General features: G+C 71.8%; 10 protein-coding genes and 1 pseudogene. 5 read left to right on the forward strand and 6 right to left on the reverse strand.

Annotated features, from left to right (window positions below):
- Positions 1-7: 7 nt before the first annotated feature.
- Entirely contained in the window at positions 8-481 is a 474-nt protein-coding gene (locus FH610_RS29200; protein WP_139578225.1) for a hypothetical protein, read from the reverse strand.
- 12 nt (positions 482-493) lie between these two features.
- On the reverse strand, positions 494-1,258 hold the full coding sequence (locus FH610_RS29205; RefSeq protein WP_139578226.1) for an alpha/beta hydrolase: 765 nt from the start codon (positions 1,256-1,258) through the stop codon (positions 494-496).
- A 118-nt stretch (positions 1,259-1,376) separates the two neighbouring features.
- On the opposite strand from FH610_RS29205, the gene FH610_RS29210 reads away from it, so the two are divergent.
- Positions 1,377-2,075, forward strand: coding sequence for a lysophospholipid acyltransferase family protein (locus tag FH610_RS29210; protein ID WP_139578227.1), 699 nt, complete (start codon positions 1,377-1,379; stop codon positions 2,073-2,075).
- Positions 2,076-2,313: 238 nt separating this feature from the next.
- Positions 2,314-3,852 carry an MDR family MFS transporter gene (locus FH610_RS29215; RefSeq protein WP_205826150.1) on the forward strand — a complete coding sequence of 513 codons (1,539 nt, stop codon included), beginning with the start codon at positions 2,314-2,316 and terminating at the stop codon, positions 3,850-3,852.
- 152 nt (positions 3,853-4,004) lie between these two features.
- Here the strand turns inward: FH610_RS29215 and mmuM are convergent, their stop codons facing one another.
- From mmuM to FH610_RS44715, 4 genes are all read right to left on the reverse strand, one after another.
- On the reverse strand, positions 4,005-4,859 hold the full coding sequence (gene mmuM, locus FH610_RS29220) for a homocysteine S-methyltransferase (protein ID WP_139578229.1): 855 nt from the start codon (positions 4,857-4,859) through the stop codon (positions 4,005-4,007).
- A 153-nt stretch (positions 4,860-5,012) separates the two neighbouring features.
- Positions 5,013-5,480: a MerR family transcriptional regulator gene (locus tag FH610_RS29225; RefSeq protein ID WP_139578230.1), complete on the reverse strand. Its 468-nt coding sequence runs from the start codon at positions 5,478-5,480 to the stop codon at positions 5,013-5,015.
- An 804-nt stretch (positions 5,481-6,284) separates the two neighbouring features.
- Positions 6,285-8,924 (reverse strand): VIT domain-containing protein, encoded by a 2,640-nt coding sequence (locus tag FH610_RS29230; RefSeq protein ID WP_139578231.1) that lies wholly within the window; start codon positions 8,922-8,924, stop codon positions 6,285-6,287.
- Positions 8,925-8,928: 4 nt separating this feature from the next.
- Positions 8,929-9,876, reverse strand: a complete 948-nt coding sequence (locus FH610_RS44715) for a MerR family transcriptional regulator (RefSeq protein ID WP_240809260.1) — start codon at positions 9,874-9,876, stop codon at positions 8,929-8,931.
- A 367-nt stretch (positions 9,877-10,243) separates the two neighbouring features.
- Here FH610_RS44715 and FH610_RS44720 point away from each other — a divergent pair.
- The 3 genes and pseudogenes from FH610_RS44720 to FH610_RS29250 all read left to right on the forward strand — a co-directional run.
- Positions 10,244-10,312 (forward strand): annotated as a pseudogene (locus FH610_RS44720) (hypothetical protein); the annotation flags it as partial.
- Between the two features lie 400 nt (positions 10,313-10,712).
- Positions 10,713-11,429, forward strand: coding sequence for an RNA-guided endonuclease InsQ/TnpB family protein (locus tag FH610_RS44725; protein ID WP_240809261.1), 717 nt, complete (start codon positions 10,713-10,715; stop codon positions 11,427-11,429).
- Positions 11,430-11,764: 335 nt separating this feature from the next.
- Positions 11,765-12,847, forward strand: a complete 1,083-nt coding sequence (locus FH610_RS29250) for an alkaline phosphatase PhoX (RefSeq protein WP_240809262.1) — start codon at positions 11,765-11,767, stop codon at positions 12,845-12,847.
- Positions 12,848-13,093 lie beyond the last annotated feature (246 nt).

The following is a 13,093-nucleotide window of genomic DNA, read 5'->3' on the forward strand; positions in this document are numbered from 1 at the left end:
GCCGGAGTCAGACGACCGCGCCGTCGTCCCAGCCGGAGTCGGCAGGCGGCCCGTCGCCCATACGCACGACGAGGATCACGAATCCCGCGATGAACGCCGACACCGCGGCGAACACGATCCAGCCGTCCATGGGCCATTGCAGCAAGGCGGCCAGGAGCAGGTAGGCGGGGCCGCCGAACAGCGCCAGCCAGGAGAGCCTGCTGAGGGCGTCGCCGTGCGGAAGCGGCGGAGGGGCCGGTGGGATGTAGTGGTCGTCGTCGGCCGGGGCGGGAGCCTGCTCCTCGCCGGTGCGGTCGTCGTCCCGGGCCGCGTCGCCGGGAGCCGCGTCGCCGGGGGCGTCGTCACCGTCGCCCGCGCCGGTCTCCTCGGTGACGTTCTCCCGGTCAGGCCATGGCTGTTCGGCCGAGGCGTCCTCGGCTGTCTCGTTGAACGAGGCGACGATCTGGCGCCAGACCTCGTCCTCGTCACTTTGCGGCGTCACGTCGATCCCGGGTCACAAGTCCTTCGTCAAGGGTACCGAGGCGTGGGAGCGGATGAAATCCAGACTCCCTTCGAAGATCACAGGCGCGTCGTTGTCGAGGGTGGCGACGTGGTAGCTGTCCGCCAGCTCTCTGACCTCCAGATTGTTTCCCATTCTCGCCTGCAGGAACGCGACGCTCCCCGGCTTTACCACGTGGTCGTTCCTGCTGTGGAACACCAGCACCGGCTGGGTCACCTTGGCGATGTCGGACTGGACGAGCCTCCACAGCCGGGGCAGCGTGGCGGCGGCCCGGACGGGTGTGCGCGGATAGCCGAGCTCGCTCACGCCCTCCTTCTTGATGTCGCCCGCCACCCCTGGGATCGAGCGTACGACGTACTTGAGCGCCGGGGCCAGCGCCAGCAGCGGCACGTCGTTGATCACGGACGGGTTGACCACCACGACGCCCGCGACGGCGTCACCGTGGACCTCGGCCAGGCGCAGCGCCATGCAGCCGCCGAGCGACAGGCCCATCACGAACGCCTCCGCGCACCGTCCGCGCAGGTCGGCGAACGCCTTGTCCAGCTCGGCGTACCAGTCCTCCCAGCGCGTGCGGCTCATCTCCTGCCACGTCGTTCCGTGTCCGGGCAGGCGCGGCAGGGACACCGTCATCCCCGCCCCGGCCAGGTGTTCACCCCAGGGCCGCAGGGACTGCGGCGAGCCGGTGAATCCGTGACAGAGCAGGACGCCGATGTCGCCGCCCTCGTGGTGGTACGGCTCCGCGCCGGGCAGCACTGGCATGGGTGACCTCCGTGAAACGGCGGCGTGTTCCGCCCGATACTCGCACGTTGGTCAGCGTTAGTGCGAGAGGGCTGGGCGTGCGAAGATGACTGCACATCCGAGCCGAGGGGGTGCCCGCGTGTTTTATTGGGTGGTGAAGGCCATCCTCTGGCCGATCCTCCGCTTCGTGTTCCGCCCCTGGGCCGAGGGGGTGGAGAACGTGCCGAAGGAGGGCCCGGCCATCCTGGCCGGCAACCACCTGTCGTTCGCCGACCACTTCTTCGGGGCCGGATTCCTGCCGCGCAAGGTGATTTCCCTGGGCAAGGCCGAGTATTTCACCGGCCGCGGGCTCAAAGGAGTGGTGAGCCGCGCTTTCTTCTCCGGCGTCGGCACCGTCCCGATCGACCGTTCCGGCGGCAAGGCGAGCGAGGCGGCGCTCCGCACCGGCCTGCGCATCCTCAGGGAGAACCAGGTCCTCGGCATCTACCCCGAGGGAACCCGCTCGCCCGACGGCCGCCTCTACAAGGGCAAGACGGGCGTGGCCCGGCTCGCGCTGGAGTCCCGGGCGCCGGTGATCCCGTGGGCCATGGTCAACACGTTCGAGATGATGCCCCCCGGCCGGCCGCTCCCCAAGTTCGGCATCCGCCCCGGCGTCCGGTATGGCAAGCCGCTCGACTTCTCCCGCTATTACGGCATGGAAAACGACCGCCTCGTGCTGCGCGCGGTGACCGACGAGATCATGTACGCGCTGATGGAGCTGTCGGGTCAGGAGTACGTCGACAAGTACGCCGCGGCGGCCAAGACGGAAACGACCAGGGCAGCTCGCGAGAATTCCTAATACTTCCGGACCGGACGGGTAACGTGGCGGTGTCCGCCGCGCACGTTGGGACGTTCAGACACGTTCGGATCGGAAGGCGTAGGAGCATGCCAGCACGCAGGCACCGCACATGGGCCCAGCCCGGCGCCACGAGGCACGGAGCGGACGACGGACCGGACGGCCCGCCCACGACCCCGGCGAGCAGGTCCGCCGCGTCCGGCGGGGCCGCCGCCCGAGACGCCGCTCGTGGATGCCCCGCATGAGCGTCCGGGAGGAACAGCAGGCCGACACCGGATATCTCCCGCACCGCCAGATCCTGGTCGTGCTCTCCGGAGTGGCGGCCGGAATGCTGCTGGCAGCCCTCGACCAGAGCATCGTCGGCACGGCCCTGCCGCGCATCGTCAGCGAACTCGGCGGCCTCGACAAGCTGTCGTGGGTGGTCACCGCCTACCTGCTCACCTCGACCGCGGCGACCCCGCTGTGGGGCAAGATCTCCGACCTGTACGGCAGGCGGGCGATCTTCCAGACCGCCATCGGCATCTTCCTGCTCGGCTCGGTGCTGGCCGGGCTGAGCCAGAACATCGGCCAGCTCATCGGGTTCAGAGCGATCCAGGGCCTGGGCGGCGGCGGCCTGATGGCGCTGGCGTTCAGCATCATCGGCGACGTCATCCCGCCGCGCGAGCGCGGCCGATACCAGGGATACTTCGGCGCCGTCTGGGGCACCTCCAGCGTCGCCGGGCCGCTGCTCGGCGGCTTCTTCACCGACGGGCCCGGCTGGCGGTGGATCTTCTGGATCAACCTGCCGATCGGGCTGATCTCGCTCGTTGTGACCTCGGTGGCGCTGCGGATCCCCTTCACCCGCCGCAGTCACCGCATCGACTACCTGGGCGCGACGCTGATCGTGGCCGGGGTGTCGTGCTTCCTTCTCTACCTCGACTGGGCGGGCGGCGACATCGGCTGGACCGCTCCCGGCTCGCTGGCCCTGCTGACCGGATTCGTGGCGCTCGCGGCCCTGTTCGTGTTCGTCGAACTGCGGGCGGCCGAGCCGATCCTGCCGATGCGGTTGTTCCGCAACAAGATCTTCAGCGTGGGCAACGGCTTCAGCTTCCTCGCGGGCCTGGCGATGTTCGGCGGCATGATCTTCCTGCCGGTCTATCTCCAGGCGGTCCAGGGCATGTCGCCGACCGTGTCGGGCCTGGCGCTGCTGCCGGCGGTCTTCGGCATCTTCTCCACGTCGATCACCTCCGGCCAGATCATGAGCCGGACCGGCCGATACAAGATCTTCCCGATCCTGGGCGGGGCGGTCCTCCTGGTGGCCATGTGGCTGCTGTCCACGATCAAGGTGGACACGCCGTACTGGCAGGTGGCGGTCTACGCCTACCTCTTCGGCGCAGGGCTCGGGTTCACCATGCAGACGATCGTCACGGCGATCCAGAACGCGGTGGAGCGCGCCGACATGGGCGTGGCGACGAGCTCGGCGACGTTCTTCCGGATGATGGGCGCCGCCATCGGCACGGCGATCATGGGTGCGGTCCTCACCAACCGGCTCGCCCACCACCTGACCGCCGAGTTCGGCGGCAGGATGCCGCCGGGGCGTGTGGACGCCAACAACGTGCAGGCGATCCAGCAACTGCCGCAGCCGTTCAAGAATCACGTGCTGGTCGCGTTCACCAGTGCGATCGACGACGTGTTCCTCGCCAGCCTGCCCTTCGTCGCCCTCGCCCTGGTCGTGGCTTTCTTCCTCAAGGAGATCCCGCTCGCCGCGCGGAGCACCGAGGGCCCGGCCGCCATGGGCTGACCCCGCGCGTAGTCGGCCGCGTAGGGCCCGGGGGGCGGTTCGCCGCCGGCCCGGCGGGCGGAGTCGCGGCAGTGTCCTGCGCGCGGCCCGGCTCTCGCGACCGGTGGTGACGAGCCCGGCGGCGCCGGCCTTGCCGCTCTCCCGAAGCGGGCTCAGCCGAGGTGGGAGCGGATCTCGCGGATGTGGGCCGGGGTGGTGCGGCAGCAGCCGCCCACGTAACGGGCGCCGAGCGAGGCCCACCCGGCCGCCGCCCTGCCGAACTCGACGGGATCGGCGAGACCCAGCCAGCGCCGGTTCGCGGCGTCCCAGGTCTCGCCCGAGTTCGGGTAGACGATCGAGGCTCCGTGCTTGATCAGCTCGGGTATGAACCGCGGCGCGGTGCAGTTGACGCCCACGGCGACCACCTGGGGGAGGTCCGCGAAGATCGCCGCGCACTCCTCGAACGGCGTCCCATCGCTGACGTGCTCGCCGTCGCGGCAGGAGAAGGTTACCCACGCCCGTACGGGCGGCGTCTCGCGCAGGAGCCTCGCGAGCGCCCGCGCCTCGGCCTGCGAGGGGATCGTCTCGCACGCCAGCAGGTCGGCCCCTGCGTCGGCGAGGATCTCGAACCGCTCCCGATGCCACTCGGTCAGGCCGTCCTCGTCGAGGTCGTAGTCACCGGTGTACTCCGCGCCGTTGGCCAGGTAGGCGCCGTACGGCCCCACGCTCGCGGCGACGAGCCCGTGCCCGGCCTCGTCCCTCGCCTGTACGGCAAGCGTCACCGACAGCCGGATGAGGTCGCGGGCCTTCTGAGAGGTGAGGCCGTGCCGTACGAACCCGGGGACGCTCGCCTGATAGCTCGCCGTGGTGGCGACGTCGGCCCCGGCCCTGAAGTAGTCGAGGTGCGCCTGACGGATGACGCCGGGATCGTCGGCGAGCAGCCGCGCCGACCACAGGTCGTCGCTCAGGTCGCAGCCGAGTGTCTCCAGGTGCGTGGCGAGGCCGCCGTCGAGGACGATTGGGTTCATACCGGGCAACACTACGTGCTCACGCGCAGTGCGGGCGTGGTGGCATCGTCCTCGGCGGGACCAGTGCCCGGGCGCCTCTGGCCGGCTCGCGGCCGAGCTGATGGAGGCGGGGGCCGCCATATGCGGGGGAACCGCTCAGTGGGCACCCGTCGCTCAGTGGGCACCCGCCGGTCGGCTGGGCGCCCACAGCCGGTCGGCGTCGCCGGCGGCGAGCCGGCCTCGGTAAACGTCGATCTTGTGGTCGATGAGCCTGAGGTTCTCCTGCACTTCGGCGAGCTTGGCGGCCACCTCGGCGCGGTGGGCTTCGAGGAGGGCAAGCCGTTCCTGTTCGTTGCCGGCCCCGGCGGCGACGAGCTGGGCGTAGCGCCGGATGGCCTTGATGGGCATGCCGGTGGCTCGCATCTTCGTGCAGATGACGATCCATTTGAGGTCGAGCAGGCGGTAACGCCGCCGTCCGCCGGCGGTGCGGCCGACAGGGGTGACGACCAGGCCGGCGCGCTCGTAGTAGCGCAACGTGTGCACGCTGACCCCGGTGCGGCGGGCGGCCTCGGCGATGCTCAGGCCCTCCTGCGGATCCGGGGGAGCGGGTTCGGGCACTGCCCGCGAATCGACTTCGAGCATGCTCGAAATCCTAGTCTCGTGGCCGCTGCCAAAGCCGGCACTGCCGGTCACCGGCAGCGCCTGCGGATTGGACCTCATTCCCGAACCGGCAGTCCGCCGATCACCAAGACGGCGGTCACCGGAATGGTCCGCTCGACGGCCGGTGTGGCGGCCTCGCCGGCCACCGCCGCCCGGCGGACCGGCAGCACCTCGAGTCGCGATCGCCGGAGCGACCCCGGGAACGGCCTCGGCCCGGCGGCGAGGCGACAGCTCTTCCGAAGCGGTGAGACCGTGGCTCTTCCCGGCGGCGAGGCCGCGGCTCTTCCCGGCGGTGAGACCGTGGCTCTCCCGGGGGAGAGGCCTCGGCCCTCCCCGGGCGAGGAACCGATCGGCGGTCCCACGCGTTGGCGGCACATGGGGCTTAAAGGGCTCATCAATCGGTTGCTGCGCCGCCGGTCTCCCGTCCCCGCAGGTGGACGCGACGATCGGCCCGACACGGGAGGGGTGAGGGAGCCGCGGCGTCCCGCACCCACCCCGCCGTCCGATGTCATTCGCCTACCCGAACCCTCGTAGGGGCTTCGCCCACAGCGGAACCCGAACCGGCGCGGCCGGGCCCGTCATCCCCGCCGGTGTCCCGGCCGCGCTGGTTTTCTCTCGGCAGACTGTCACCTCGCCCGGCGCCGCCTGACGAGTGGGCGGCCGACTGGTCGCGGTCGTGGACGTGGGTGGTGCCGCCCGGCGGGGCAGGCTCTCCTCGCCGATACCCCGCCGCCCGGCCTCAGCCCTGCTCCGGCCCCGCCGCGTGCCGACCTCTCGCGTGCCGGGTCACGATCGCTTCCAGAAGGGACGCCGGCCTTCCTCCGCACCGGGCGCGGAGCCCGGGGAACCCGGGGACGTGGAGCCCGCGGATGCGGAGCCGGAGGAGCCGGTCAGGGCGGTCAGCAGGTCGGCCGTCCGCCGCCAGAGGTCGTCGAGTGAGACCTCGGCCCACTCTGCCCTCTCCAGGTCGGCCGCGAGCGCGGCGAGGTCCGGGTGACCGCCCACCATCTGGGCGACGACGCGCAGGCGACTGGCGAGATCCGCCAGATAGCGCCGCCGCTCCCGCTCGGGCAGCGACTCCGCCTGGACCAGTTTCATGAGCTCCTCGGCCAGCAGGGGCTTGACGCCCTCGAAGCCCGTGGCCGGTGCGGTCCCCGCGCCGGGATGTGGAAGGAAGCGACCGATGGAGAACCCGCGGGAGGCCCGTCTCGGAGCCGGTGCGGGCGCGGCGGCGTAAGGCGGAGCAGGAGGCATGGCAGGGGGTGCGCCGGGTGGCGGGGCCGCTGCGATGGGCCGGTCCGCCGCGGAACCGGAAGGTGCCTCCGGTCCGGTCGTGGTGAAGGCGGCCATCTTCGCCATCATCGGAGCGCCCGCCGCCATCATCGGCATCGCGGTCGGCATCTCCCAGCCGCTCGGTGGCTCGACCGGCTGGATCACCCGATGCTCCGGGCCGCCCTCGCCCGTCACGCGGGTGTCGACGGCCACGAAGGCGGTGAACCGGCACAGCACGCCGAAACGCAGCGAGGTGTCGACGATCCGCTGTTCGAGGGAGTGGTCGCCCATGGCGTACCGGTCTTCCAGACCGCGCAGATGCGCCCGCGCCCACACGGCCCGGGCGGCCGGGCCGTGGGCGGGACGGCCCTCGATCCGCTCCTCCCAGGGGCGGCCGTCGGCCGTGCGGCCCTGCACGGTGAGGGCTACGGCGGGGCGCCGTCCCCGGTAACGCCCGCTCACGACCAGAGGGACGCCCGGGTAGAGCGAACCGGCATGCGTGACGGTGTCCGCCACGAGGTCCATGCCTTCCGCCTTCAGCGCGACGTCCGTGACCAGCGGCGAGCCGATGCGACGGTGAATGTGCTCCATCGCCGCGTCGAGCCGGTCCTCCGACTCGACCAGTTCGCACCGGCCCGAGCCGAGCAGGGCCAGCCGTCCGAGGAAGCCGGCGTTCACCGCTCTGTCGATGCCCACGGTGTGCACCCGGACGCCGTGCAACCGGGCGCCGATGCGTTCGAGGATCTCATCCTCGTTGCCCACCTGGCCGTCGGTCACCAGGACGAGCACCCGATCGCGTGCCTGCTCGCGGGACAGACCGGACTCGCCGGGCCGGTCGTCCTCACGCCACCGGCCGGAGACCGTGCCGGTGGCCGCCCCCGGGGCTGGCACGTCGTGGCCGTCGAGCAGTCGCAGGGCCTCCTGCAGGGGAGCGAGCATCTCCGTCCCCCCGCGGGCGTCGAGCCGGGACAGGTGCTCGACGGCGCGATATCGGTTGCGGTCGCCCGCGTCCACCAGGCCGCCGGAGAAGGCCCGCTCCACCACCGAATCGAACGAGAGCACGGCGAACCGGTCATGCCGGGTCAGCGTGTCGACGATCCGGGCGGCGGCGCGCCGTGCGGCGACCATCTTCCAGCCCGTCATGCTGCCCGAGCGGTCGAGCAGCAGGACGACGTCGCGGGGCGCGGTCCGGGTGGCGTCCTCCTGCGGCGGCAGCAGGGTCAGCACGAAGGTTCCCTCGGCGCCCGCCACGTCCTTCACCGTGCCCTGCGCCGTGCCCTCCGCAGGGCCGCTGCCGCTGCCGCTGCTGTCGGCCGTGCCTTCGCCGGGTGAACCGGCGTCCGCGGCGTCGTCCGGGACGAGCGCGAGCGACGAGGAGGCGTCGAACGCCAGACGCAGGATGAAGTCACGGTCGAGCCGCTCGCCGGGCCGCAGCCTGATCGTGTCGCCCTCCCGGTCGACCTCGTGCAGGCTGGAGCGGACCTCCCGCAGACCGAGCCCGGCGGGGTCGATCGTCGCCGCGAGCGACAGCCGTACGGGATAGGGGAAGCCGGGAAGCAGGACGGGCGGCGTGATCCGGGAGGCGTCGGGCGCGGCGTCGGTGTCGGGCGCCACGCCGCCACCGGCCGGAGGCCCGGGCAGCGGAGCCCCGGGGATGTAGCGGGGCGCCACGACCAGCGGGAAGCGGAACTCGGCCGCGCCGTCCTCGTAGGGGAGCGGCTGGCTCAGCGTGAGGCGGACGACCACCCGCTCCCCGGGGACGATGTTGCCGACCCTGATCGTGAACACGTCGGGCCGGTCCTCCTCGGCGATCGCCGCGCGCCTGCCCTCGGCGAGCGCCCGGTCGTAGTCGGCCCGTGCCTGCCCGCGCTCCTTGAGCACGCCGTCGACCACCCGGTCGTCCGCCTTCATCCGGAAGGCGGTGACCGCGGCCCGCGGCGGCAGCGGGAAGACATACGTCGCCTCCAGCGACACGTCGAAGGCATTGCGGAAGGTCTGGACGACCTCGACGCCTGCCACCAGTCCGGTGACGTGGGCGGCGACGTCCACGCTCTCCAGCGGAAGGTTGCCCTTCTCGGTCTCCAAGGCTCCGAGCCCGGCGTCCGGCACGGGCCGGCACTCCTCCGGCCGTAGAGGTGTGATGGGAACGGTCATGGCGTCATCTCTCCAGCGGGTCGGAAGCGTGTGGATCGAGTGCCGAGGCGTCGTGGGTGTCATGGGCGCCGTCGAACGGCCCGGCCAGACCGAGCATGGCGAGGGCCGTGAGGAGCGGTGCCGCGGCCCGGCGCAGCGCGGCCACCTCGTGACCGTCAGGCACCCGGTGGGCCGGATCGAGCAGGACCGTCACCCCGGGTGCGAGCCGTACCCCGTGTACGACGTCCGGGACCACGGCGTTCACGGGTACGGCGTCCGCGGGTACGGCGTTCGCGGGCATGGTGTTCGCGGGCATGGTGTCCCTGCGGGTGATGTCGCCGTGCGCGGTGTCGCTGTTCGCGGTCGAGAAGTGGCCGGAGTCCGCCGTGGCGGCGGATGACGCCGGATGTGCCCAGAAGCGGTCACGCGCCGCCGGCCGCGCGACGTCCGGTATGGCGGGTGCGGTGCCGGTCTCCGGTCTCGTCCCGCACCAACCGGGCGACGGCGGTGTCGCGGTGTCGGGCGCGTCCGGAAGGTGGTTCGCGGCGTTCGCCGTGGCCGGGGCCCCCGGGCTGCGGGGAGGAGGCGGGACGAGCGGCCGGGGCGCCGGTCCGGACGGCGGCCCGGTGAGCCCGGCCACGCGCTGGAGCATGGCGTCGGTCGCGCCCGCCAGCTCCGCCTGGATCGCGGCGATGGACAGGCCGTCCGCCTGACGGCGCTTCACGGCCACGAGCTGGAGCAGGTGGCGGCGGCCGTAGAGGGCCACCCGGCCGCGTCGGCCCAGCGGGGGGTCGAGCAGCCCGATCGTCGTGTACCAGCGGATGAGACGTTCGTTCGGCACCTCGCGGATTCTGCCGTTGACGCGTGACTCCGGACCGTCGTCGCGAGGCTCCTGACCGTGGGCGTGCCGATCCGGGCCGAGCAGGTCCGCCGCCCGCTCCGCCAGTTCGCCGATCGTCCACGTGTCGCTCATGCCTCCACGATGACACTGTCACAATGACACTGTCAACGTCGCATTCGTCATGCGTCACCATCAGAACCTCGACAGGGGACCGTCGCCTTCGGGCGACGGGGGAGTGCCGTCCCTGACTGGTTTTCTCCCGGGCTCATCACGGATGCCTTTCACCTGCGCGGTTAGATGGACGGTGCTGATGATGATCGGGTGACTCGTCAGGTGCGCACATCCCCGGCGCGGCATGTGACCTCGGGTACCACGTGGTGTGCGAGGTATCGCCGCCCGGTTCTGTCGTACTTCGTGGCCACGGTCGGCGCGGTGTCGGCTGAGATGGTGCAGCGTTACACCGAGACGCAGTACGAGCGCGCTCCGAAGGGGAGCGGCCGTGCGTAGGTCCTTCAAGTTCCTGCTGCGCCCGACCCGCCACCAGGAGACGGCGCTCGCCGCATGCCTGGAGGATCACCGGCGGTTGTACAACGCAGCGTTGGAGCACCGCCGTACGGCCTACCGCAAGGCCGGGGTGACGGTTCGCTACGGCGACCAGTCCGGGGAGCTGAAGCACATCCGCGCCGATGACCCGGACGGGCAGGGCCGGTGGTCGTTCTCCTCCCAGCAGGCCACCCTGCGACGGCTGGACAAGGCGTTCGCGGCGTTCTTCCGCCGGGTCAAGGCAGGCGCGAAGCCCGGCTTCCCGCGTTTTAAGGGGCGCGGGTGGTTCGACGCGGTCGAGTGGCCCAAGGACGGCGACGGCTGCCGGTGGGATTCCCAGCCCGAGCACCCACGTGCGACCCACGTCCGCTTGCAGGGCGTCGGCCACGTGCGGGTACATTCAGCACCGCCCAGTCCAGGGCCGGGTGAAGACGATCGGTATCAAGCGGGAGGGCTCCCGCTGGTATGCGGTGCTGTCGTGCGACGACGTCCCCGCCGAGCCGCTGCCCGTGGCCGGCGCGGCGGCCGGAATCGACATGGGCGTCGCCTCGCTCGTCACGACCAGCGACGGCGATCCCCTGACCAACCCGCGCCACCTTAAAGCGTCCGCCGGGCGTCTGGCCTCTGCTCAGCGGGACCTGGCCCGCAAGAAACGCGGCTCCAAGCGCCGCCGCAAGGCCGTAGCGCGAGTGGCCGCGCTGCACGCCGGGGTGCGGCGGCAGCGCCTCGACGGCGCGCACAAGGCCGCACTGGCCCTGGTCCGCGCGTATGACGTGATCGTGCACGAGGACCTGCGGATCGCGAACATGACCCGGTCGGCGTCCGGCACAATCGACAAGCCCGGCCGGAACGTCGCCCAGAAGTCCGGGCTGAACCGGAGCATCCTGGACGCGGGTTGGGGGGTGTTCCTGCGAGTGCTCGCGCACAAGGCTGAAAGCGCCGGTCGACAGCTGATCGCGGTGAACCCCGCCAACACCTCCCGCGCCTGCTCGCGGTGCGGGCACTGCGCGAAGGAGAACCGCCTCAACCAAGCCGGGTTCCGATGCCAGGCGTGCGGGCATTCCGCGCACGCCGACGTGAATGCGGCGGTCAACATCCTCAGGGCAGGGCTTGCCCTTCGCGACGCTGCGGAAGCGGCCTAGCGAGAAGCCGCTCCCTTCGGGAGCGGAGGAGTCACGGTTTTCGAAGAGTTCGTCTCGGCGAGGGACGCCGCTTCTCCCGCCGTTCACACGAGACGGGTCGACTGGGCGCCGCGACGTGTGCGACGTGCCGCCGGGGGACACGAAAAACGCCGGGCAGGACGACGCGGGACAGAAAGACGCGGGACAGGAACACCCGGTCGCGTGCCCGCCGGGTGGGTAGGGGAGCGGGGCGGCCCCGGCCCGGTCCGGGCCCGACGGCCGCGCGGGAACGAACACGAACGGCCCGTCAGGGGCGGACCGGCATGACCAGGGGCAGGTGGAGGAGGCGGTCAGCGGTGCAGGGTACTTCCGTCCGATCGGCGGCGCTCTCGGCGCTGCCGGGAGCGTTGTGGCGCGCGACGTTCGCACGGCCTGACGGCGGATGCGAGCCGCGCGGGCAGGGGGATCCGGACGGCCCGTTCCCGATGGACGTGCTGCGGGCCCTGCCGCCGGGCTTCGCCGGCCGGATCGTGGCGCGGTCGGGAGAGCGGGCCGGGGGCGTCGTCTGGCACGCGGCCCCGGACGGCGGCGGATGCTTCCCGGACGGGGACGGCTGGATATACGTGTCCAACTGCGCGCTGCCGCTGCTCGGCGGCGTGACGGCGCTGCGTTTCGCCCCGGACGGGACTCTGCGCAGCGGATATCGCATCCTGTCCGGCGCCGACCGCAGCGGGGCCGGTGCCGCGACACCGTGGCACACCTGGGTGTCGGGCGAGCGGACGCCGTACGGCCGGGTCTTCGAATGCGACCCGTACGGCCTGCGCGCCCCCATGCCCCGGCTCGCGATGGGCCTGTTCACCCACGGCGGCGTGGCCTGCGATCCCGACCGGGGCGTCGTCTACCTCACCGAAGGGGAGCCGGACGGGTGCCTGTACCGGTTCCGCCCGGACGACTGGGGCGACCTCACGACGGGCGCGCTCGAGGTGATGGTCGGCGACCCCGGCGAGGAGTCCGTGGCCTGGGAACGGGTGCCGATCCCGGCTCTCCCTGACCATGTGCCCCTGCGTGAGCAGGTGAAAGGCGCCAGGAGGTTCGCGGGCGGCGGTGACTGTCGCTATTTCGACGGCCTGGTGCGGTTCGTCACCGAGGGCGACGGCCGGGTGTGGGCGTACGACGCCGCCCGCGAGTGCCTGACCGTGCTGCACGAAACGGCCGGCCGGCCAGGCGGCGGTGCGGACGGCGAGATCACCCTCGTCGCCGGGGATCGGTCGGCGCCGTTCCTGCGCCTCACGGGCGGCTGGACCGTCGCGGGCTCCTCGATGTCCCCGGCCGGCGACAGGCTCTACTTCTCCTGCCGTCCGTCGCAGGATGTCCGGCCCGCCCCAGCCCCCGTGACCGTCGAGGTCCACGGGCCGTTCCGCGATCTCGTCCGCGACTGAACCGGTGCGGACGCGACTCCGCGAGCCGATGGGCCGCAGCCATGGCTCGGCCGGTGAGCCACGCGTTGACGCCCACGTTGAACGTCGTCCTGCAGGGTTGTTAGCTTGCGCGCATGTCAGATCTAGGGCGCGTATCGGGTTGTGATCAATCCTTGGGATTTGCCGTTGTGGCCGGGTCTGATCCGGTAGGTCCTCGTGTGTGACGCGGGCCCAGTTGACGGACGAAGAGTGGGAGTTCATCAAGCC

Source organism: Microbispora catharanthi, assembly GCF_006334915.2.
Taxonomy (GTDB): Bacteria; Actinomycetota; Actinomycetes; order Streptosporangiales; family Streptosporangiaceae; genus Microbispora; species Microbispora catharanthi.